19 protein-coding genes are annotated in these 21850 nt (G+C 46.2%); 5 read left to right on the top strand and 14 right to left on the bottom strand.

Annotated elements, in window-relative coordinates:
* Positions 1–42 precede the first annotated feature (42 nt).
* From astA to K6Y31_RS07260, 3 genes are all read right to left on the bottom strand, one after another.
* Positions 43–1059: an arginine N-succinyltransferase gene (gene astA, locus K6Y31_RS07270; protein WP_233052146.1), complete on the bottom strand. Its 1017-nt coding sequence runs from the start codon at positions 1057–1059 to the stop codon at positions 43–45.
* Between the two features lie 70 nt (positions 1060–1129).
* Positions 1130–2332, bottom strand: a complete 1203-nt coding sequence (locus tag K6Y31_RS07265; protein ID WP_345790244.1) for an aspartate aminotransferase family protein — start codon at positions 2330–2332, stop codon at positions 1130–1132.
* A gap of 262 nt (positions 2333–2594) precedes the next feature.
* A complete protein-coding gene (locus K6Y31_RS07260) occupies positions 2595–3173 on the bottom strand; it encodes an anthranilate synthase component II (protein WP_233052144.1) in 579 nt (192 codons plus the stop codon).
* 190 nt (positions 3174–3363) lie between these two features.
* On the opposite strand from K6Y31_RS07260, the gene K6Y31_RS07255 reads away from it, so the two are divergent.
* Both K6Y31_RS07255 and K6Y31_RS07250 read left to right on the top strand, forming a co-directional pair.
* Complete coding sequence (locus K6Y31_RS07255) at positions 3364–4107, top strand: DUF4397 domain-containing protein (protein ID WP_233052143.1); 744 nt, start codon at positions 3364–3366, stop codon at positions 4105–4107.
* A 73-nt stretch (positions 4108–4180) separates the two neighbouring features.
* On the top strand, positions 4181–5734 hold the full coding sequence (locus K6Y31_RS07250) for a cryptochrome/photolyase family protein (protein WP_233052142.1): 1554 nt from the start codon (positions 4181–4183) through the stop codon (positions 5732–5734).
* 116 nt (positions 5735–5850) lie between these two features.
* Here K6Y31_RS07250 and K6Y31_RS07245 read toward each other — a convergent pair whose 3' ends face one another.
* The 5 genes from K6Y31_RS07245 to K6Y31_RS07225 form a co-directional block, all read right to left on the bottom strand.
* Positions 5851–6597, bottom strand: coding sequence for a hypothetical protein (locus tag K6Y31_RS07245; protein WP_233052141.1), 747 nt, complete (start codon positions 6595–6597; stop codon positions 5851–5853).
* A 69-nt stretch (positions 6598–6666) separates the two neighbouring features.
* Entirely contained in the window at positions 6667–7128 is a 462-nt protein-coding gene (locus K6Y31_RS07240; RefSeq protein WP_233052140.1) for a hypothetical protein, read from the bottom strand.
* A complete protein-coding gene (locus K6Y31_RS07235; protein WP_233052139.1) occupies positions 7125–7982 on the bottom strand; it encodes an ABC transporter ATP-binding protein in 858 nt (285 codons plus the stop codon). Before K6Y31_RS07235 ends, K6Y31_RS07240 begins: the two co-directional genes overlap by 4 nt.
* 22 nt (positions 7983–8004) lie before the next feature.
* Positions 8005–8409 (bottom strand): GntR family transcriptional regulator, encoded by a 405-nt coding sequence (locus tag K6Y31_RS07230; RefSeq protein WP_233052138.1) that lies wholly within the window; start codon positions 8407–8409, stop codon positions 8005–8007.
* A gap of 289 nt (positions 8410–8698) precedes the next feature.
* Positions 8699–10093, bottom strand: coding sequence for an MATE family efflux transporter (locus K6Y31_RS07225; RefSeq protein WP_233052137.1), 1395 nt, complete (start codon positions 10091–10093; stop codon positions 8699–8701).
* Positions 10094–10177: 84 nt separating this feature from the next.
* Between K6Y31_RS07225 and K6Y31_RS07220 the strand changes: the two genes are divergently transcribed.
* Positions 10178–11044, top strand: coding sequence for an AraC family transcriptional regulator (locus K6Y31_RS07220; RefSeq protein ID WP_233052136.1), 867 nt, complete (start codon positions 10178–10180; stop codon positions 11042–11044).
* A gap of 13 nt (positions 11045–11057) precedes the next feature.
* Here the strand turns inward: K6Y31_RS07220 and K6Y31_RS07215 are convergent, their stop codons facing one another.
* From K6Y31_RS07215 to ampD, 6 genes are all read right to left on the bottom strand, one after another.
* The gene (locus K6Y31_RS07215) at positions 11058–11582 is read right to left on the bottom strand and encodes a chloramphenicol phosphotransferase CPT family protein (protein WP_233052135.1); all 525 of its coding nucleotides are present in this window, start codon (positions 11580–11582) and stop codon (positions 11058–11060) included.
* 361 nt (positions 11583–11943) lie between these two features.
* Complete coding sequence (gene lpdA, locus K6Y31_RS07210; protein ID WP_233052134.1) at positions 11944–13368, bottom strand: dihydrolipoyl dehydrogenase; 1425 nt, start codon at positions 13366–13368, stop codon at positions 11944–11946.
* 108 nt (positions 13369–13476) lie between these two features.
* Positions 13477–15441: a pyruvate dehydrogenase complex dihydrolipoyllysine-residue acetyltransferase gene (gene aceF / locus K6Y31_RS07205; RefSeq protein ID WP_233052133.1), complete on the bottom strand. Its 1965-nt coding sequence runs from the start codon at positions 15439–15441 to the stop codon at positions 13477–13479.
* Positions 15442–15458: 17 nt separating this feature from the next.
* Complete coding sequence (aceE, locus tag K6Y31_RS07200) at positions 15459–18122, bottom strand: pyruvate dehydrogenase (acetyl-transferring), homodimeric type (RefSeq protein WP_233052132.1); 2664 nt, start codon at positions 18120–18122, stop codon at positions 15459–15461.
* A 76-nt stretch (positions 18123–18198) separates the two neighbouring features.
* Entirely contained in the window at positions 18199–18963 is a 765-nt protein-coding gene (pdhR, locus tag K6Y31_RS07195) for a pyruvate dehydrogenase complex transcriptional repressor PdhR (RefSeq protein ID WP_232799884.1), read from the bottom strand.
* Positions 18964–19491: 528 nt separating this feature from the next.
* Entirely contained in the window at positions 19492–20049 is a 558-nt protein-coding gene (gene ampD / locus K6Y31_RS07190) for a 1,6-anhydro-N-acetylmuramyl-L-alanine amidase AmpD (RefSeq protein ID WP_233052131.1), read from the bottom strand.
* 257 nt (positions 20050–20306) lie between these two features.
* Here ampD and K6Y31_RS07185 point away from each other — a divergent pair, with 257 nt between their 5' ends.
* On the top strand, positions 20307–20822 hold the full coding sequence (locus K6Y31_RS07185; RefSeq protein ID WP_233052130.1) for a retropepsin-like aspartic protease family protein: 516 nt from the start codon (positions 20307–20309) through the stop codon (positions 20820–20822).
* Between the two features lie 25 nt (positions 20823–20847).
* On the top strand, positions 20848–21690 hold the full coding sequence (gene nadC, locus K6Y31_RS07180) for a carboxylating nicotinate-nucleotide diphosphorylase (RefSeq protein WP_233052129.1): 843 nt from the start codon (positions 20848–20850) through the stop codon (positions 21688–21690).
* The last annotated feature ends 160 nt before the right edge of the window (positions 21691–21850 follow it).

Below are 21850 nucleotides of genomic sequence, written 5' to 3'. Positions count from 1 at the left end.
ACTATTTAATAAGCAACGCTTGCTCAACCTCTGCTCCTTAAACTACAAACTCAGCACTCTTACTGTATCTCCAGCAACCACATTAAGCGCATCGGCCACATCATGACTTAACACCGCTTTATGGTATTTAAGCGACACGCTAATTGATGCCACTGCGGCACGAAAATCGGCGACAGATATATTGCTCACTATGTATTCAGCTTGGTCTATCGGTGAGCCAATTTCCACTTGCAAACGCAAACAATCCCGCACCGAGCGAATATGCTCAATCGGGCATTCAACGGTTGGCCCGGCATCAAAAATGTCAATATAGCCATTTTGATGAAACCCTTCTTTTTCCAATAGCTTTAAGGCGGGCAAGGTTTTTTCATGTACTTGGCCGATCACTTTTTGCGCTTGCGGGCTAAGTAAACTGATATAAATAGGATATTTAGGCATTAATTCGGCAATAAACTGCTTATTACCTAGCCCAGTTAAATGATCGACGGTAGGGAAATCGACAGAAAAAAAGTGCTGCTCAAGCCAAGCCCAAAAAGGCGAACGGCCATCTTGATCACTTACGCCACGCATTTCTGCAATCACGGTGCGGGCAAAGCGATTACGATGCTCTGCCATTAATAAAAAACGACAACGTGATAACAAACGGCCAGCATGACCACTGCGATAAGGCTCACGCAAAAACAAGGTGCAAAGCTCTGACACCCCAGTGTAATCATTACTTAAGGTTAAAGTTTCAACTAAGTTATACACCCCCAGAGTGGGAGAAGAATGCACCACTTTACCGACATGATAATTATAAAAAGGGGCGGTCATGCCCACGGCGGCTTCAATGGCAGAGGTGCCAATGATATCACCCGAGCTAAGATCTTCAGCCACCATCAAATAGCCTTGATCGCCAGCTTGTTTCACTTCTTTACTAAAGGAGGCAACAGAGTGGTCAATTTTGCGCTGCAATAACGCCTCGTTGACCGGAAGGGAAGTAAACCCCACACCTGACTCTACTGCCATTTCCAGCAGTTGCGGCAAATCTGAGGCTTTAATCGGACGGATCACTAGCATAAGCGTACTCCATCTTATTTCCCCAAGCAGAAACTTGGGGAGCTAACTATTTACATTAGCTTAATAATGGCTATTTGAGCACCTCAGCAATGGCTGTGGTTAAACGCGCAAAACCAAGTTCTATTTCTTCGTCAGTAATATTTAATGCTGGCGCAAAACGCAAAACATTTGGCCCCGCCACTAATATCATTAAACCCGCCGATGCCGCCGCGACTAAAATATCACGCGCCTTACCGTGATATTGCTCGGTAAGCTCCGCGCCAATTAATAGCCCTTTACCACGAATATCAGCAAAAAGATTAAATTGCTCATTGAGTGTAGCTAAGTGCGCTTTAAATACCTGTTCTTTTTGCTTAACCCCGGCCAACATAGCGGTTGTATTAACCAAATCAAACGCAGTCTCTGCCACCGCGCACGCTAGCGCATTGCCGCCATAAGTACTGCCATGAGTGCCTACTTTTAAGCTTTGTGCAATCTTAGTCGTAGTCAACATTGCTGCAATGGGGAAACCGCCACCCAAGGCTTTTGCGGTGGTTAAAATATCCGGCACCACCTCGGTGCCCATGTAAGCATACAGTTCACCGGTTCTACCCACACCCGTTTGCACTTCATCAAAAATTAATAACGCATTGTGTTTATCACAAAGCGCTCTTACGCCTTTAATAAAATCGGGCTCGGCACTGATCACGCCGCCCTCACCTTGCAATGGTTCAATCAAAACCGCACAGGTTTTATCGCTGATAGCCGCTTCTAGCGCAGCGAGATCATTGTAATTAATGTGGGTAATCGCGCCTGGTTTAGGGCCAAAACCGTCAGAATAAGCCGATTGACCGCCCGCTGTTACGGTGAAGAAAGTACGGCCATGAAAGCCTTGGTTAAAGGCAATAATTTCTACTTTATCTTCACTAAAATGCTCAATGCTATAACGACGTGCTAGCTTTAAGGCCGCTTCATTAGCCTCAGCACCCGAGTTGGTTAAAAAGACTTTCTCAGCAAACGTGGCATCAACTAATTTTTTAGCTAAACGCAGCGCAGGCTCATTGGTCCAAATATTACTCACGTGCCAAATTTTTTCGCCTTGCTCTTTCAACGCACTGACTAGTGCAGGGTGCGCATGGCCTAAACAGTTCACCGCGATGCCACCAGCAAAGTCGATATAGTTATTTCCTTGTTGATCCCATACCCGTGATCCTTTACCACGTACTGGGATCACCGCCGAAGGCGCATAATTAGGAACCATGACCTCATCAAATAAGGCTCTTGAAACTGCTATGTGTTCTGACATCACTATATCCCTCTACTATTACGCCCTGAAAACAGAACAAACAACCACGCTATGTTAATGTTTTGTTAATTATGTGGGCAAATTTGAAAATCGACAATATTTTAACGAAAAAACAACGCTGACAAACAAACGCTTTCGTTATAAAAAGTAAATATTAAGTCACCTTTATTGAATAAAGTAACCGAACAAACCCAATAAATCTAGGAATAAAATGTGACAAAATGAATAAAAATTCATATTAGCAGAATATCTATTTAACCAAGCGAATAAAGTTATCTAACAACTGTAATCCTTGCTGCGACAAAATGCTCTCTGGATGAAACTGCACCCCTTCCACCGCCAAGGTTTTATGGCGAATAGCCATGATTTCTCGCGGCCCTAAATGCTCGGTATAAGCGCTGAGTTCAAAACAATCAGGTAAGGATTCCGGCTCAAGTACTAAGCTATGATATCGCGTCACGGTTAACGGATTTTCAAGGCCGGTAAAAACGCCGAGACCATCATGAATAATAGGGCAAGTCTTACCGTGCATCACCTTATTCGCACGCACGACCTTAGCGCCAAACACTTGGCCAATACTTTGATGCCCTAAGCAGACGCCAAGCAAAGGAATCTCACCGGCAAAGCGTTCAATGGCCGCTAATGAAATACCGGCATCGTTTGGCGTACAAGGGCCGGGAGAGATCACTAAATGCTCCGGCGCCATATCTTTTATTTCTTTTAAAGAGATTTGATCGTTGCGTTTCACGATCATCTCAACCCCTAGCTCACCAAAATACTGGTAAAGGTTGTAGGTAAAGGAGTCGTAGTTATCGATCATTAGTAGCATGATTTACCCATTCCAAAATTTGCCATCAGAGGTAGCACAAAAAGAAATCGCTATCATACCTACAATCAATGCGGGTGCAATTATTGCTGCATTCAATATCGGTTAAGGCAAGATTTGATAATATTATCGAAACGCTGCTAATCGCGATAATATAGCAAAAGTGATTGAAACTAATGCCCAAGGAATCAAAATGTCAAACCAATTCAAAGGACTGCTCGTAGCTGCCACTTTCTTGCTGCTCAGTGGCTGCGATTTTAGTATCACGAGTGGCGATATTTGGCGCAATGAAACCCAATTTCGCGCCATCAATTTTGTTGCGCCACAGATCGATGTGCAAAACACCGATGAAAAAGGAGTTTGGACCAATGATCTGGTGCAAAATCTTAATTATCGCGAAGTATCTCAGCAAGTTAAGTTTGACTTAGGCAACGACAATCAACGCGATTATTTAATTAAAGCCGTCGATTCTAATAGCCGTGAAGACATAGTGACTACTCACCGCGTCACCTTGCAACAAGGCATGCAATACTTACTGTATCAATATGGTGACGTAAGCAGCTCTGGCTTCACTCGGCCCTTAATGAAAACCAGCCAGATTTTTACTAGCAACGTTGGCAATGGCTATGTCCGTACCCGCTTTATTCATGTGTTGCCTAGCTATGCCCAGGAAGTGGATATTTACCTCGACAACTACAAACAAATTTCCGAATTAAAGTATGGCTTTGTCTCGCCGACCCGCTCGGTTAGCACTAGTACCGGCGGTTATTTACTGCGAGTAGTCAAAGCCAAGCAAAACCCAGATGTGTTAGCTAACCAACTGCTAAACAAAACCATTTACTTGGACAACAACAGCAGCTACCAAATCTTTATTTCCCCCGCCTCAGCCAACGGTAATGGCGTAGATGCCACCTTGTACCGCGAGCCAACGCAATAAAGATCTGATCGACCACCCGCTGCGTTTAACTACACTCAACTTAAGTTAAACGCACGCGGATATTGCAATCACTATGGCAAACTACCACACCCTGCGCCTTATTTTAGGCGATCAGCTCAACGCCCATCACTCTTGGTATAAAAGCAAAGATGATGGCGTGCTTTATTTGATTGCCGAGCTAAAACAAGAAACCGATTATGTGGTGCATCACGTGCAAAAGGTGTGCGCGTTTTTTGCTGCGATGCAAGGCTTTGCCCATGCGCTGCGCCAAGCAGGCCATCAGGTGCTACATTTAACCTTAGATGACAGTCAAGTTTATCAAGACTTACCCGATTTACTCACTCAGCTGTGCCAACAACACTCAATTAGCCAGTTACAGTTTCAACGTCCCGATGAATATCGTTTGCGCCAACAGCTTCTTAATCTACAAATAGACAAGGTGGATATTGGTGAGTGGGACTGCGAACATTTTTTAGTGCCTTTTTGCGAGCTAGGTGATTATTTCGCCCCAAATAAACATGTATTAATGGAAGGCTTTTATCGCAAGCTGCGCAAACGCTTTAACCTGCTGATGGAAGATGATGGCAAGCCTCTGGGTGGAAAGTGGAATTACGACGCGCAAAACCGCAATAAATTTAAGCCCGCCGATTTAGCTAACATTCCCGCGCCCCTACTATTTGACAACCCGATTGAAGAAATTTTAGCCCGCCTTAAGCGCCATCAAATTAACACCATAGGTGAAGTAGCTGAGCACTTACCTTGGCCGATTAACCGCAAGCAATCGTTGGCGTTATTGGATTATTTCTGCCAACACTGCTTACCAAATTTTGGCCAATTTCAAGATGCGATGACCGCCCACAGCCCACATCAATGGAGCTTGTATCATTCGCGCTTATCCTTTGCCCTCAATGCAAAAATCTTACATCCAATGCAAGTGATTCAAGCGGCCATTAGCGCGTTTGAGCAGCGCCCCGAGCACATTAGCTTGGCGCAAGTGGAAGGTTTTGTAAGGCAAATTTTAGGCTGGCGCGAATACGTACGCGGCGTGTATTGGGCCAATATGCCCCATTATAGCGAGCTAAATAGCCTCGATGCCCAGCGCGCCCTGCCCGCATTTTATTGGCACGGTAACACCAAGATGAACTGCATGGGCCATGCCATTAAGCAATCCCTTGAAACCAGCTACGCTCATCATATTCAGCGTTTAATGATCACCGGCAATTTCGCCCTGCTCACTGGTATTCACCCCGATGCCATGGATGAGTGGTATCTAGGCATTTATATCGACGCCATTGAATGGGTAGAAATGCCCAACACCCGCGGCATGAGCCAGTTTGCCGACGGCGGCATTATTGCCACTAAGCCCTACGCCGCCAGCGGCAATTACATCAACAAAATGAGTGATTACTGCAAAGGTTGCCACTATCAAGTCAAACAGCGTGATGGCGAATACGCCTGCCCGTTTAACAGCTTATATTGGCAGTTTATGATTAAACACCGCGAGCGCTTAGCCAACAACCCGCGCATTGGCATGGTGTATCGCAATTGGGATAAACAAACGCCCGAGCAACAGCAAAGTATCTTAGCTCAGGCGCAGGATTATTTAGCCAATATAGAGGATTTGTGACCGGTAGGAGCTGAGCTTGCTCAGCGAACATCAGCTATTCCCTGAGCAAGCTCAGGTCCTACAAAAAACACCCACCAACAAGCTCAACCTACAAGGGGCATCAGTTATGCTGCGATTTATCGGCTAAATGGCGCTTGGGGTGGTTTAAAGTAGCAATAGCCAAGACTGGCAAAGAAATACAAGCTAGCCAAAATGGTTAAAGGTAGTGCACTAAAGGACAGAGTAAAAAACATAACAGCACCCAAGCCAATCAACGTAATAATAACTACGGTGGCAAACATCTCAAATTGATGTTGCATAGCGTCAATCAAAAGCATCGCAGTACAAATAAACAAGAGCCCCCCTAACACAAGCACGTTATTACTGACGATAGCTAAAATCGTCATCGGTACTGCACTGATAGCCACCACAATAAAAAACAAGGTTAAGATACTTTGGTATAGCTGACGCTGGGCTTGGTGGGGGTTAATCGCCAAGGTAAATGCCAGCCGTTCAAACAACTCAGGTTTAGCTTGAAAACGAATGTGCCACCTGTTTGGTAATAAGCCGCCTATGCTGAGCGTGAATAAAGTAAAAAAGCATATGCCCCAAGACATATAATCCAAACCAAGCCAATAGGTAATCAATAAACCGATTGAAGACAGCAGAGGAAGAAAAGCGCCGAACACCACCTGTTGCTCACTCATACTTAATAGCAAACGTAACCGAATCGGTAACCATGACTTACTTACGCGGGGGGTAATTTGAGATGGCGTTTTTGACTCTTTCCGGTCTGAAACATAAGGTGACAGCAAATAAAATGCACTCAAGATATAACATCCCAGCACCACCTCAGGTAACTCACCTTGTACGATTGCTTCCACTGTTTCAGGCGACTGGAGTACGCCAATCCAAATAGCGACAAAAACCAATATCCAAAGAAATCTAATAACTCAGTTCATCACATTTTCTTGCTGCCAGTCATCGTTTACCCACATGCCAGCCAAAGCGCCACTGACGGAAACGAGCCAAATACTGATTAGGTTGTAAGCTTGGTATTGCAGTAAAAACAGGGTAAGGGGCAATAAAGCAAACACTGCCGCTATCAAGGTTAATACAACTACAAAATGGCGATAAAAGTAAGGTTGTAGCCGCAAGCTATGGGCCTGTTCAAAGCGCTGCAATAAAGGTCGAATCAGTCCTGCACTCACCAGTGTCGAGAGCAAACACCAAAACATAAGCACGCCGCCGACATTCATTTGTTTTAGCATCAGCACAACAATGGTCAGCTGCGCCAAAACAAACACAGTTAAACCCAACCGACTGGCAAAAGTCGGCGCAATCAGGGCATAGAAGATGTCTTTATTAAACCAGTTAGCCGCGCCTTGATTCGCTTTCATCATGTCAGATTTCATGCGTGCAACTCCAAAAATAAGTCTTCCAAATTCAGGTGCGACACTTGCACCTGTTGCAAGCCTTTGGCGGTTAACAAGGCTGCGATATTTTGACCTGCGGCGTCACATAAAAACTGGTGGTCTGCCCCGGTTTGCGAGTGGGATAGCGGCTTAAATGGAGCAAGATCTAATTTAGCAAACGCCGTTTCGCGGCAATTCACCTTAACCAAATTGGCACGAATATCGTCTAAATCACCACTAATCATAGCCTTGCCCTCTTTGATCAGTAATACGTCAGAGGCAATGCGCTCAATATCTGAGGTGATATGGCTGGCAAAGACAACCGTAGTGCCCGTCTCACAATGGTTATCAATTAACTGCTCGATAAACTGACGCCGCGCTAACGGGTCAAGGCTAGCAACGGGCTCGTCTAAAATCAGTAATTTGGGGCGATACGCCATCGCCAGCACGATACTAAATTGCTGCTTTTCACCTTCCGATAGTTTGCGAATTTTGATCCAGCGCGGCAAGCCGTATTCCGCTAATAACTTTTCGGCAAAGGCATCATCCCAATCTTGATAAAAAGGCTTCACCGTGGCGATGGCTTCATCTATGGTCAAGCCATCAAAGCCGGCAAAACGCTGCGGCACATAGCCGATGTCGTTTTTTAATTCTTGTGGCCAAGCACCCGGTTGATAGCCCAACACCTCCAGCTCGGCGCCTTCATTGACTTTATTAAAGCCCAATAAAGTGCGGATCAGTGTGGTTTTACCTGCGCCATTTTTGCCTAGCAGGCCTAAGATCTTACCCTCGGCCAAATCAAAGTTTAAGTAAGCGAGTCGCTTAGCTTGTAAATTACGGCATTTAATCATCATCTCGTCCTTGCTTAAATTGAAATTAGTTATCTGCATCATCTGATGGGATCGTCACGCTATTCCAGCTCTGCGCCAGCAAGCTTTGCACTGCGCTTAACTCAAGTTGTAACTGCTTGGCTTGCTTTACTAAGTCATCGACCAAGGGCTGTAACATCTCGCTACGCGCTTGTTCATCACTAGCCTGAGCTTGTGCTACCCGCATTTTTTGTCCGCGTGGGCGTAGCACTAAGCCTTCACTCAGCAGCATTTGATAACTGCGCGACACCGTCATGGGGTTGATTGATAAACTGCTTGCAACTTGTCGCACGGAGGGCAGTTCATCGCCTTCTAGCAACACACCCGCTGCAATTAATCGCTTAATTTGCTCGGTAAGCTGTTGATAGATTGGCTCGCCCGAGCTGGGGTTAACCTGTAACAAGTGTATCATCAATATAACCACTGTATTAATTCACCGATACAGTTAGCTTGATATATTTTTCACTTTTGATCAAGGGGTTTTTTAGTGTTCGAAAAAAAAGGGAATCAGGGCAAGCATAACTCGTAGGCTCAAGCCAGTAGGAGCAGAGCTTGCTCTGCGAATATCACAAATTCCCTGAGCAAGCTCATGTCCTACAAAAAACACCAATCAACTAGCTTAACATACAAGGAGCTGCAGTAATGCAGCGATAAAGAAGGTGATCAAATCGCCCCATTACTGGGGCCTACAACATAAAAATTTACAGCGCGATCGCAGGCGCAGCATCTGGCTCATTGACCAAATTGGCTAACCAACGCTTGCCGTGGATACGTCTTAGCACCAGCACAATCTTCACCACTTCTTCGGTCAAAATCGCTAATATCACCCACGGCAGTGGCCAACCTAAAACAAAAATAGTGAACAAGGCGATAGGAATGCCGATGCCCCATAAACCGAAAATATCGATAAAGGCGGCGTATTTCATGTCCCCCCCACTGCGCAGTGCACCGGAAATACCCATCATGTTAAACACCCGTAATGGAATGGCAAAAGCCAAAATTAATAGCACTTGTAAGGCAATGTCCAGCTCTGGCGTATTTAAATAAACCAGAGCATGTTGAATCCCCGCTTGACCAAAATACGCCAGTGGCCCAATGCAAAACGCCGTTCCAACACCAGTAATAATCAACAGCCACGCTTTGTTCCAAGCGCGATCGTATTGCTCGGCGCCTAATTCTTGTCCTACCAAGGTCGCAGTCGCAACTCCCAAACCGAAAAATCCCGATAACACCACAGATTCAATCGGCCCTAAAATACTCATTACCGCAAGGGCACTGACGCTGATATGGCCAAGTAAAAAGCTATATGTCACGGTGCCAAGAGCCCACCCCCCATTTTGCAACATGGCTGGAATAGAAATGCTCAAGTAACGTTGACGCGCTTTTTTCACTAAGCCGTCTTTAAAATCTTGTAACACTGGTGCGTAATGACCACGCCATTTCAGCATGTAAACCACCAGCATAATGGTTTGCACCAAACGCGACACCGCCGTGCCCACTGCGGCGCCCATTACGCCCCACTCAGGAAAGCCCCATAAACCAAAAATCAGCAAGGCATTTAAGGCCGCGTTTAGAAATACCGCGAACACACTGATGTAAGTGGGCATTTTTGCTTCACCCACCGCGCGCAGCATCGACTCAATCGGTACCGCGATTGCCGTTAATATCACGGTCCAGCCAGTGAGCAATAAGTAGTTAGTGGCCAAGCCATTAAATTCACTATCCCCGCCAGCCAAAGCTATCACAGTATCAGGAGCAACCAAGTACAGCACAGTAAATGGAAAGGTGATCAACAAAGAGAACATAAAGGACTGCGCCAAGGTCCGCTTAACCCCGGCAATATTGTTCGCACCAAAATATTGTGCGGCGAGAATGGCGACCCCCGCACTTGCCCCAATGATCGCCAACAGATTAAAAAAGGTTACTCGGCCACCTAAGCCAACCGCAGCAACGGCATTATCACCTAGGGTAGCAACCATTAAGGCGTCTATCAGGCCAAGTAAGGAAAACAACAATGATTGCACCGCAACAGGAATAGCAATGCTGCGCACTTGACGCCAAAACTGGCTATCAGCCGCTTGAAAAACTGACTTCATGATAGACTTCCACGAATAGATTTAAGATAGGCGAAGGATACGCTCTAGCCGAAAAAAGTAATTATGATAAACTTGCACCAACTTATGCAAAACTATCATTATAGATTTATGCCTTATTCACAATGTCACTTTTTAATCTCGCCCAAATGCCAACAAAAAGTGCTCGGGCAGGAAGACTTAATCGCGCTGGCTGAGCAAGAGATTCTACAATGTGGCACCAGCGTATCCGTTGAACAGTTCACCATTGAACGCCCTGATCCGGAGTTTTTTACTTTATTGTTCACTTTTAGCGGCACTGGTAAAGTCACCACGCAACAAGAAGAGTGGTTATTAGAGCCGGGCAGCTTATTGGTGATCCCTCCTCATATTGCCAATACTATTGCCCTTGCCAGTGAAGAATGGCAATTAGCCTGGATGATGCTTCACCCCACTTCGCCCTTAGTCGCCAATATTTTGCCGCAGATCCAACTATTACATATGCCCTATGGCGAGCTGCTTAAAAACAGTATTGATGGTCTGGTGTTAGCGCAAACCATGCCGACACTCGCCCACTCAAAACTGCAGCCGTTATTGGTCGCGCAAATGATGCAAGTGTTAAAGGCAAGCTTGAGTGAACAGCCGATCCAGAGCCGTCAAGAATTACGACTAAAGCAGGTATTTGAAAAGGTCGAAAAGCAGTTAGATGTTAATTGGACCGTCGATAAAATGGCCGCACTGGCGCACTTTTCTGCGCCACACTTTCACCGCCTTTGTAAACAATACTACCAGCAAAGCCCATCGCAGCATCTGATCCGCTTGCGCATGAAACATGCAAAGCGCTTACTTAGCGGTACTGATTGGCCCATTCAGGATATTGCCGAGTTAGTGGGCTACCCTGAATTAACCAATTTTTCGGCCCGCTTTCGAAAAACACATCACATGAGTCCACGCGCTTTTCGCCAGCAGCTTTAATCGGCTAATAACTTTAATCGACGAGCAGCTGGTCTAGAATCAGCTGCGCTCCTTGCGCCGGAGAAATAGCACTACTATCAAGAGTAAAGTCATAATTAAAGTGGCGATGAACGAGGGGAAATTCATATTCGGCTAAACCAATGGCGCGATCGCCTCGTGCTTTTTCCCTCGCTTGAGCAACCGCTAAGTCACAATGCACGCCAACAGTAAATACCCGATACGAGCTAAGCATGGTCAGCAACGCATCCACCTCTGCGCCATCAATCCAAGCGTTATCAATGATTAAGCAGCAACCAGCATCCAGTAACCCCGGTAAGCAGCGATGATAGCCATCCACTAGCTTAGCGTAGTCATAACCGCCACGTGTGATCGGCTCGCCTTTGATCATATGTTGCAAATCACTCGGCGGCAGTGCGTACAACACACTATCAATACTGAAGTTTAAATACTGCTGTGGCAGTTGTTCTTGTAATTCTTTAGCAATACTGGTCTTGCCTGAGCTGCCAGTGCCATTGAGTAAAATAACCTGAGGTAACATTATGATCCTTCATTATGAGAAAAGTTTAACAGTAACAATATAATATTTGGCCATAACATTACATTCATTGATGTGTTTCAATATGCTCACATAATACCACTTAAGCTCAGTCTACTATTTTCTCAACACATCCAAGTCCACTATTCCTGCGCAGTTTATAAAATGCGTGAGCGCGATATTTATATCGCGAATGATGCACATACTGCTTTCGCGAAATAAATTCCACTCCCACGAGGGAGTCACTGGATCGTAGGAAGCCCCAGTCATGGGGCGATAAATTCAAAGATGGAAGCGTGTCCAACAAACAGGCACAAAAAAAGCAGCCGAGGCTGCTTTTTATCATTCGTATTTGAAGTTTAAATTACTTCTTAACCGCTTTCGGGTTAGGTAGGTCAGTAATTGAACCTTCGTATACTTCTGCTGCTAGACCCACTGATTCGTGTAGCGTTGGGTGAGCATGGATAGTTAGCGCGATATCTTCTGCATCAGCACCTAGCTCAATCGCTAAACCGATTTCGCCAAGTAGTTCACCAGCGTTAGTACCCACAACAGCACCACCGATTACGCGGTGTGTGTCTTTATCAAACAGAAGCTTAGTCATGCCGTCAGAACAATCTGATGCAATCGCACGGCCTGATGCTGCCCACGGGAATACTGCTTTCTCGTAGTTAACGCCCTGCTCTTTCGCTTCTTTCTCGGTTAAACCAACCCAAGCAACTTCTGGCTCAGTGTAGGCAATTGATGGAATCACTTTAGGATCGAAGTAGTGCTTCTTACCAGCAATCACTTCTGCCGCTACGTGACCTTCATGCACACCTTTGTGCGCTAGCATTGGCTGACCTACGATGTCGCCGATAGCGTGAATGTGTGGCACGTTAGTACGCATTTGCTTATCAACTTCGATAAAGCCACGCTCGGTAACGTTTACGCCCGCTTTCTCTGCATCTAGACCTAGACCGTTAGGAACACGGCCAACAGCAACCAATACTGCGTCGTATGCTTTTGGCTCAGCAGGTGCATTTTTGCCTTCAAACGTCACGTAAATCGCGTCTTCTTTGGCTTCAACGGCGACTACTTTAGTTTCTAGCATGATGTCGAATTTCTTCTTCACACGCTTGGTATAAACTTGGATAACATCTTTATCAGCCGCAGGGATAAGCTGGTCAGCAAATTCAACAACGTCGATGTTCGAGCCCAACGCGCTGTAAACTTGACCCATTTCTAGACCAATGATACCACCGCCAAGCACCAGTAAACGCTCAGGAACTGTTTTCAGCTCTAATGCACCCGTTGAATCCCAAATACGTGGGTCATCATGTGGGATGAACGGTAATTTAACCGGACGTGAGCCAGCTGCAATGATTGCGTTGTCAAAGTTAACGGTGGTTTTACCGTCTTTGCCTTCAACTTCGATTGAGTTAGGACCAGTAAATTTACCGAAACCTTCAACTACTTTTACTTTACGCATCTTAGCCATACCGCCAAGACCACCAGTAAGTTGGCCAACTACTTTATCTTTCCAGATGCGGATTTTATCAACGTCTGTTTGTGCTTCACCAAAGATAACACCGTGCTCAGCAAGGGCTTTGGCTTCTTCAATTACTTTTGCAACGTGTAACAAGGCTTTTGAAGGAATACAGCCTACGTTAAGACATACACCACCTAAGGTAGAGTATTTTTCGATTAACACAGTTTCCAAACCTAAATCTGCAGCGCGAAACGCGGCAGAATATCCGGCAGGGCCGGATCCTAGCACAACTACCTGTGCTTTCACTTCGTTACTCATTCTGGCCTCTTATCTTTTGGCTTGTCGGGGTACAAAAATCCCAACAAGTTTACAATCATGTTAAGAAAATGGAAGTAAAAAGGTCGGCAAACGCCGACCTCTTAACATTTACAGGACTAATTTACGTAAATCAGACAGTAAACCATTAATTGTGGTGATGAAACGTGCGCCATCTGCGCCGTCAATCACACGGTGATCGTAAGAAAGCGCTAATGGAACCATCAAGCGTGGCTCAAACTCTTTGCCGTTCCATTTTGGCTTCATGTCTGACTTAGACACACCCAAAATAGCCACTTCTGGCGCATTAACGATTGGCGTAAACTGCGTGCCACCGATGCCGCCAAGGCTAGAAATACTCAGTGAACCACCTTGCATGTCTTTACCTGTTAGCTTGCCATCACGTGCTTTCTTAGAGATTTCAGCCAAATCGCGGCTTAGCTCGTGAATGCCTTTGCGGTTAGCATCTTTAACAACCGGTACCACTAGGCCGTTTGGCGTATCTACCGCTACACCAATGTTGATGTATTTCTTGTAGATGATGTGCTCGCCATCTTCAGATAGTGACGTGTTGAACTTAGGATGCAGTTCAAGGGCTTTCGCTACCGCTTTGATGATGAAGATCAGTGGGCTAATTTTGATGCCGTTACCGATTTTCGCATTCATCGCGTTTTCGCTTTGACGGAATGCTTCTAGCTCGGTGATATCCGCTTCGTCAAATTGCGTTACGTGTGGAATAGTCACCCAGTTGCGATGTAGCGCAGGACCAGAAATTTTCTGGATACGAGACATTTCAACGGTTTCGATTTCACCAAATTTAGAGAAATCAACTTTAGGCGCTTTAACCACTTGTAAACCGTTACCGCCGCCAACTGACGTTGCCGCCGTTGCTTTTGGACGTGACAGTTCGTATTTCACATATGCTTGTACGTCTTCTTTGATGATGCGAGCTTTACGACCTGTGCCTTTAACTTTAGTTAAATCAACACCAAATTCGCGCGCTAAACGACGCACTGATGGTGAAGCATGCACTGTACCTGAACCTTTGCTTTCTGCAGCACTTGGATGATGCGGTACTGGCGGCGGCTTAGGTGCAGCTTGTTGCGGCGCAGCTTGTGCTGGTGCAGGCGCTGCAGCAACAGGAGCAGGTGCCGCTTGAGCGGTTGCAGGTGCACCTGCAACCGTGACTTCAACCACAGCCACTAAGGTACCTTCAGATACCTTGTCACCGACGTTAATTTTTAGCTCTTTTACTACACCCGCAAACGGTGCAGGTACTTCCATTGAAGCCTTATCGCCTTCAACGGTGAGTAGACCCGCTTCTTCTTCGATAGTGTCGCCAACTGAAACAAGTAGCTCAGTGACTTCAACTTCATCGCCGCCGATATCAGGCACGTGAACTTCTTTAAGCTCAGTCGTTGATGCAGCACTTGGCGCAGCTGCAGGAGCAGGTTCAGCAACGGGTGCAGGCGCTGCTTGAGCAGCTGGTGCCTCTGCAGCAGCTGAGCCAGACTCAACGACCACAATCAAAGTGCCTTCAGACACTTTATCGCCAACCGCTACTTTAATTTCTTTTACCACACCGCCAAATGGCGCCGGTACTTCCATTGATGCTTTGTCGCCTTCAACAGAAATCAAACCTTGCTCTTCTTCGATAGTGTCGCCAACGGCTACTAAAATCTCAGTAACGTCAACTTCATCAGCGCCAATATCTGGCACCGTGATTTCGAGTAGTTGGCTTGCGCCAGCTGGCGCTGCGGCTGCTGGAGCTGGTGCTTCAGGAGTCGGCGTCGTAGGAGCCTCTTGCGCAGCAGGCGCTTCTGCTGCAGGCGCACCGCCCGCCGCTTCCACAGTAATGATAAGAGTACCTTCAGACACTTTATCGCCAACTGCTACTTTGATTTCTTTTACTACGCCGCCAAACGGCGCAGGTACTTCCATTGATGCTTTATCACCTTCAACAGAAATCAAGCCTTGCTCTTCTTCAATGGTGTCACCCACGGCGACTAAAATCTCGGTTACATCGACTTCGTCTGCGCCAATGTCAGGAACCAGAATTTCTTTAATATCAGACATTCTCTTAATACCTATTGTTATGCGTGCAGTGGGTTAACTTTGTTTACATCAATGCCGAATTTAGCAATCGCTTCCGCAACCACTGATTTCTCAATGCTGCCTTGCTTCGCTAGTTCGCCTAACGCAGCAACCACTACGTAAGATGCGTTAACTTCAAAGTGACGACGTAGATTTTCACGGCTATCACTGCGGCCGAAACCATCAGTACCCAATACCTTGTATGGGCCTGGTACGTATGCACGTACTTGGTCAGCGTAAGTTTTCATGTAGTCCGTTGCCGCAACCGTTGGTACGCCAGCTTCAAGAACAGTCGTAATGTAAGGTACTTGCTCTTCGGCTAGTGGGTTTAGCATGTTTAGACGCTCAACCGCTTGACCATCACGCGCTAGCTCGTTGAATGAGGTTGCGCTAAATACGCTAGCATCAACGCCGTAATCTTCCGCTAGAATGCGAGCCGCTTCGCGAACTTGCAGCATGATAGTACCCGAGCTTAGCAATTGGATCTTCGCTTTACCTTGGCCTTTCACTTCGTCTAGCTTGTAAATACCTTTACGAATACCTTCTTCCGCACCTTCTGGCATGGCTGGTTGCTCGTAGTTTTCATTCATTACCGTTAAGTAGTAGTAAATGTTCTCGTTGTCTTCGTACATGCGTTTCATGCCGTCTTGAACAACCACTGCCAGCTCGTAACCGTACGTTGGATCGTAAGAGATACAGTTCGGGATCACGTTCGCTTGTACATGTGAGTGACCATCTTCGTGCTGTAAACCTTCACCGTTTAATGTAGTACGACCTGCAGTACCACCAATCACAAAACCACGTGCTTGTTGGTCACCCGCTAACCATGCCATGTCGCCAACACGTTGGAAACCAAACATAGAGTAGTAGATGTAGAATGGGATCATCGGGCTGTTGTTGGTGCTGTATGATGTCGCCGCGGCAACCCAATCTGCTTTCGCACCTAGCTCGTTAATACCTTCTTGCAGTACTTGACCTTTAATGTCTTCTTTGTAGTAAGCCACTTGGTCTTTATCTTGTGGGGTGTATTTCTGACCTTGACGTGAGTAAATACCCACTTGACGGAACAGACCTTCCATACCAAAAGTACGTGCTTCATCAGGGATGATAGGCACAATACGCTTACCAATTTGCTTGTCTTTTAGCAGTACCGTTAGGATACGCACAAACGCCATGGTAGTTGAAATTTCACGCCCGTTTGAGCCTTTTAGTACCGCATCAAATGCATTCACTGGTGGGATCGGCATTTCAATGTCAGAGTTAATACGACGCTGTGGCAAGAAACCTTTTAGGGCTTCACGGCGCGCCTTCATGTATCTTACTTCTTCCGAATCTGGACCCGGGTTGTAGTAAGGAATGTTAGGTAAATCTTCATCCGAAATTGGAATATTGAAACGGTCACGGTAGTGCCTGATCGCTTCTAGATCCATTTTCTTCACGCCGTGAGCGATGTTTTTACCTTCGCCTGCTGCGCCCATACCGTAACCTTTAACGGTTTTAGCTAAGATAACCGTTGGACGGCCTTTGGTTTCAGCCGCTTTTTTGTAAGCTGCGTAAACCTTGTATGGGTCGTGACCACCACGGTTTAGACGCCAGATATCTTCATCTGACATGTTAGCAACCATTTCGGCCGTTTCTGGGTACTTACCAAAGAAGTGCTCACGTGTGTACGCGCCGCCTTTGGCTTTAAAGTTTTGGTATTCACCGTCTACGGTTTCTTCCATTAGCTGCAGCAGTTTACCTGACTTGTCTTGTGCTAATAGTGGATCCCAGTAGCGACCCCAGATAACTTTTAGCACTTCCCAGCCGGCGCCGCGGAAGGTACCTTCAAGCTCTTGAATAATCTTAGAGTTACCACGAACTGGGCCGTCTAGACGCTGTAGGTTACAGTTGATAACGAAACATAGGTTATCTAGGCCTTCACGTGCAGCCATGCCGATAGCACCTAATGATTCAGGCTCATCACACTCACCGTCACCTAAGTAACAGTAAACGCGCTGTTGTGAACAGTCTTTAATGCCACGGTCTGTTAGGTATTTAAGGAAACGTGCTTGGTAAATAGCTGAGATTGGACCCAGACCCATAGATACCGTAGGGAACTGCCAAAAATCAGGTAGTAACTTAGGATGTGGGTAAGAAGGTAAACCTTTACCGTCTACTTCTTGACGGAAATGGTCTAGCTGCTCTTCTGTCAAACGGCCTTCAAGGAATGCACGCGAGTAGATACCCGGAGAGATATGGCCTTGGAAGTAAACTAAATCGCCGCCGTCTTGTTCGTTTGGACCACGGAAAAAGTGGTTAAAACCTACATCGTATAACGTAGCAGAAGACGCGAAGCTTGAGATGTGACCACCTAGGTCTAAATCTTTCTTCGATGCACGTAATACCATCGCTAACGCATTCCAACGCACGATAGCGCGGATACGACGCTCTAACGCCATGTCGCCAGACATGTGTGGCTCTTGACCCGGTGGGATGGTATTAACATAAGCTGTGGTCGCGTCAAACGGCAAGTGACCACCGCTACGACGTGTTTTATCAGCTAGCTTTTCAAGTAAGTAGTGAGCACGCTCAGTACCTTCTTCTGAAATGACCGCTTCTAAAGCCTCTAACCATTCCGCAGTTTCCTGTGGATCGAGATCTTGCTTCTGGATATCTGACATGGCAGTTTCCTATTTGTTATTCACGATAACGTGACTGCTTTCACGCACAAACGAAAGTGTGATTATTCACACCCAGTTATTCTTTAATTTGCTGAATTCGACGTAAAGAGCGCTCAAGGCGGTTTTCTTCACGGCTGATTTCAAGCAGGGTTTCTTCAATAAAAACCAGATGGCGATCTGACGCATCTCTGGCTTTTTTAGGCGCTTTGCCCAAAATCGCATCAAGCAGCATTTTCCGGTGCTCACGAATTGCTTCGGTAATTTCCGGACGGCGCTGCAGTTGTTCTAAATTGTGTAATACGTTTTGCTCTAATAACGGTAATAAACCGCGCATCAAATGCATCAATACCAAATTATGAGAGGCTTCGACGATGGCTAAATAAAACGCCACTACCACTTTTGCTTCTGCTTCAAGATCTTGATTTAATTGCACCTGCTCTATATTAGAGAAGGTTTGGCGAATTTGCTCAAAATCGGTTTCGGTGCCACGCAGCGCCGCATAAAACGCCGAAATACCTTCAAGGGCATGACGAAATTCTAATAAATCATATTGTGATTCAGGCGTTGAGTTGAGCAAGTCGTACAAAGGATCGGTTAATCCTTGTCTGAGCTCGGCGCCAACAAAGGTGCCACCGCCATGACGACGAGTGAGCAAACCACGCGCTTCAAGGCGTTGAATCGCTTCACGAAGAGATGGCCTGGAAACATCAAATTGCTTGGCTAATTCACGCTCAGGCGGCAGCTTCTGACCGGGATTTAAGCTCCCTTCCAGAATCATGCTTTCCAATTGCGCTTCAATCACGTCGGCAATTTTAGGCTGTTTTATCTTTTGATAGGCCATGGTTTCTCTTTAAGAGCACTTTTAGAGCAATTGGTATTACCAATTTCATTTGCGGCAAAAAATAGCAAAGCGCTAACATTTTGTCTAGCGAAAAGCTGATCTTGATCAAAGGAAATTAGTCAATTTGACATTTAAACGACTTATATAGGTCAGACCAATGAACTTATTTTACATTCGCTCAACCCTAACAGCACATTTTGACAACTTTATTAAAAGCAAGTTACCGCCCAACCTAGGAGCCCTAGTAATGGGGCGATAAAATGACAGGCACAATCTCAGATAAATCGCAGCATACATCTCCTTGTATGTGAACTTGTTGATTCGCATTTTTGTAGGACCTGAGCTTGCTCAGGGAATGTCTGGTGCTCGCTGAGCAAGCTCACCTCCTTGTATGTTGAGCGGGTTGATTGGTGTTTTTTTGTAGGACCTGAGCTTGCTCAGGGAATATCTGGTGCTCGCTGAGCAAGCTCATCTCCTACATGAACACCAGCATAATTTACCCTTCGGAACGCCGGTAATAGCGTGATATTAATTCACAGCCCAACCTTGCAAATATCGCTGCCAATCAAATCCAGTGCCGGGGTCGGTTTTGCGCCCTGGGGCGATGTCACTATGGCCGGTGATCCGCTGCGGAGTAATCAAAGGGTAACGCGTTAAAATGGCTTTGGTTAGCTTAGTTAAGGTTTGATATTGCGCATCGGTAAACTCGCTGTCATCGGTGCCCTCAAGCTCAATACCAATGGAGAAATCATTACATTTTTCTTGTCCGGAAAACTCAGACACGCCGGCATGCCAAGCCCGTTTATTCAGCGGCACGTATTGTACTAATTCACCGTCACGGCGGATCAGAGCATGGGCGGACACTTTAAATTGGTGAATAATCTCAAAGTATGGATGCTCACTCGGATTAAGCTGACCGGTAAATAATTGGTCGATGAACGGCCCACCAAATTGTGCCGGCGGCAGACTGATGGAATGGATCACCAGCAAAGAAATGGACGCCTCCAGCGGGCGAAAATCACAAAAGGGCGAAGGCACTTGGCGGGCTTGCGCTATCATGCCTTGGCTATCGATAGTAACAGACATACATTTCCTAAACTCAATGCCATTAATGCGCATATCCTGCCATTTCCAACACCTTAACTAAAGTCTGATCTGCTAAGACAGGTTGTCTTTTCAAGTAAAGCGCGTAATTATCAAGGTAAGCAGGTTTTAGTAAGAGTAGCAATTAACCCGTATTAGATTTCGCTGGGTTATATACCCAATCACCTTGAAGATGCATGTTTCAAGCATCTCTAGGTTGATTGGGTGTAAATAAGCCGAAAAGAATAGATGAGGAAGTCATGGAATTGCCGGAACACAATGCACCAAAAAAAGTAAGTAAATGGATGTGGGTAATTGCTTGGCTGTGCTTAGGTGGCCTGAGTTATCAATATTTTGATAGCAAAATAGCCCGCGAATATAATCCTAACGGCCAGCTAAATAATCAAACCCAACAAGGCAGCATTACCTTAGTGCAAAATCGCCAAGGCCATTACGTGGTTGATGGCCTGATTGACGGGCAAAAGGTCACTTTTATGCTGGATACTGGCGCGACCTCAACTGTGTTGCCGCAGCATATTGCCGACCAACTGGGTTTAACGCGCGGCTATGCCAGCCAAGTCAGCACCGCTAATGGCATTATTTCCGTCTATTCAACCGAGATTAAAAGCTTGAGCTTAGGGTCGCTAACATTGTACGATCTCCGCGCGCAAATAAACCCTTATATGGACGACGACACTGTGCTGCTTGGTATGAATGTACTGCGCCAGTTTAAGTTAGTACAACAAGGTAACGAGCTGACCATCAGCTTTAATTAACTTTATCCGCCCGACAGGACATAGCATGAACCAGCAAGAAATCGCCCAAAGCGTCACCCTCGCCCTCACTGAAGATTTAAACGGCCTAAGCGCTGACGTCGGCGATATTACCGCGAACTTAATTGCTGCAGACACTCAAGCTAAAGCGACCATTATCAGCCGTGAACCCGCGGTGTTTTGTGGCCAAGCCTGGGCCGATGAAGTGTTTAAACAACTTGGCAGCAGCGTCACCATTGATTGGCAAGTTAAAGACGGCGACCTCGTTACGCCAAATCAAGTGCTTTGCCATTTATCTGGCCCGGCTCGCACCTTACTAACGGGTGAACGCAGCGCATTAAACTTCATTCAAACTTTATCAGGCATTGCCACCGCGACCCATGAATACGCCAGTAAAATTGCCCACACCCAATGTAAATTGTTAGATACACGTAAAACCTTGCCCGGCCTGCGTAACGCATCTAAATATGCCGTAACTTGCGGCGGCGGTAACAATCACCGCATTGGTTTGTATGACGCTTACCTAATTAAAGAAAACCATATTCTAGCCTGTGGCGGCATTGCAGAGGCCATTAACCAAGCGCGCACTCTAAAGCCGGGTTTAAAAGTAGAAGTTGAAGTGGAAAGCCTCGAAGAACTTGCCCAAGCATTGGCTGCCAAGGCCGATGTGGTGATGCTAGATAACTTCACCGTGCCGATGATGGAGCAAGCCGTTGCCAATAATCATGGCGACACCAAACTAGAAGTGTCAGGTAATGTGGATTTAACCACCATCGCCACCTTTGCTGAAACCGGCGTGGATTTTATCTCGGTTGGCGCGTTAACCAAGCATGTGCAAGCCGTTGATTTATCAATGCGCTTTGTTGGATAACACTTTGTTGTATAACGCTTTGTGGAATACCCCGTGGGAGATGTATGGACTCCTCCCCACGCGGGAGATGCGGTATAAATAAAGTGACGAAAAATTACTTTACCAAGGGAGTCCATACATGAAGAAATCTAACTTATTCGCCATCGACATTGCAAAGAAT

The organism is Motilimonas cestriensis, assembly GCF_021295315.1.
Classification (GTDB): domain Bacteria; phylum Pseudomonadota; class Gammaproteobacteria; order Enterobacterales; family CBDFNC01; genus Motilimonas; species Motilimonas cestriensis.
Note: the sequence above shows the minus strand (reverse complement) of the source record. Positions and strands in the feature narration are given on the sequence as shown.

What these genes read in the sequence shown, in the direction of transcription:
- K6Y31_RS07240 (WP_233052140.1), bottom strand. Translation starts at nt 7,128, where the DNA reads ATGAAATCTGACATGATGAAAGCGAATCAAGGCGCGGCTAACTGGTTT.
- K6Y31_RS07230 (WP_233052138.1), bottom strand. Translation starts at nt 8,409, where the DNA reads ATGATACACTTGTTACAGGTTAACCCCAGCTCGGGCGAGCCAATCTAT.
- aceE (WP_233052132.1), bottom strand. Translation starts at nt 18,122, where the DNA reads ATGTCAGATATCCAGAAGCAAGATCTCGATCCACAGGAAACTGCGGAA.
- nadC (WP_233052129.1), top strand. Translation starts at nt 20,848, where the DNA reads ATGAACCAGCAAGAAATCGCCCAAAGCGTCACCCTCGCCCTCACTGAA.
- aceF (WP_233052133.1), bottom strand. Translation starts at nt 15,441, where the DNA reads ATGTCTGATATTAAAGAAATTCTGGTTCCTGACATTGGCGCAGACGAA.
- K6Y31_RS07260 (WP_233052144.1), bottom strand. Translation starts at nt 3,173, where the DNA reads ATGCTACTAATGATCGATAACTACGACTCCTTTACCTACAACCTTTAC.
- pdhR (WP_232799884.1), bottom strand. Translation starts at nt 18,963, where the DNA reads ATGGCCTATCAAAAGATAAAACAGCCTAAAATTGCCGACGTGATTGAA.
- lpdA (WP_233052134.1), bottom strand. Translation starts at nt 13,368, where the DNA reads ATGAGTAACGAAGTGAAAGCACAGGTAGTTGTGCTAGGATCCGGCCCT.
- K6Y31_RS07220 (WP_233052136.1), top strand. Translation starts at nt 10,178, where the DNA reads ATGCAAAACTATCATTATAGATTTATGCCTTATTCACAATGTCACTTT.
- K6Y31_RS07185 (WP_233052130.1), top strand. Translation starts at nt 20,307, where the DNA reads ATGGAATTGCCGGAACACAATGCACCAAAAAAAGTAAGTAAATGGATG.
- K6Y31_RS07215 (WP_233052135.1), bottom strand. Translation starts at nt 11,582, where the DNA reads ATGTTACCTCAGGTTATTTTACTCAATGGCACTGGCAGCTCAGGCAAG.
- K6Y31_RS07225 (WP_233052137.1), bottom strand. Translation starts at nt 10,093, where the DNA reads ATGAAGTCAGTTTTTCAAGCGGCTGATAGCCAGTTTTGGCGTCAAGTG.
- ampD (WP_233052131.1), bottom strand. Translation starts at nt 20,049, where the DNA reads ATGTCTGTTACTATCGATAGCCAAGGCATGATAGCGCAAGCCCGCCAA.
- K6Y31_RS07235 (WP_233052139.1), bottom strand. Translation starts at nt 7,982, where the DNA reads ATGATGATTAAATGCCGTAATTTACAAGCTAAGCGACTCGCTTACTTA.
- K6Y31_RS07250 (WP_233052142.1), top strand. Translation starts at nt 4,181, where the DNA reads ATGGCAAACTACCACACCCTGCGCCTTATTTTAGGCGATCAGCTCAAC.
- K6Y31_RS07255 (WP_233052143.1), top strand. Translation starts at nt 3,364, where the DNA reads ATGTCAAACCAATTCAAAGGACTGCTCGTAGCTGCCACTTTCTTGCTG.
- astA (WP_233052146.1), bottom strand. Translation starts at nt 1,059, where the DNA reads ATGCTAGTGATCCGTCCGATTAAAGCCTCAGATTTGCCGCAACTGCTG.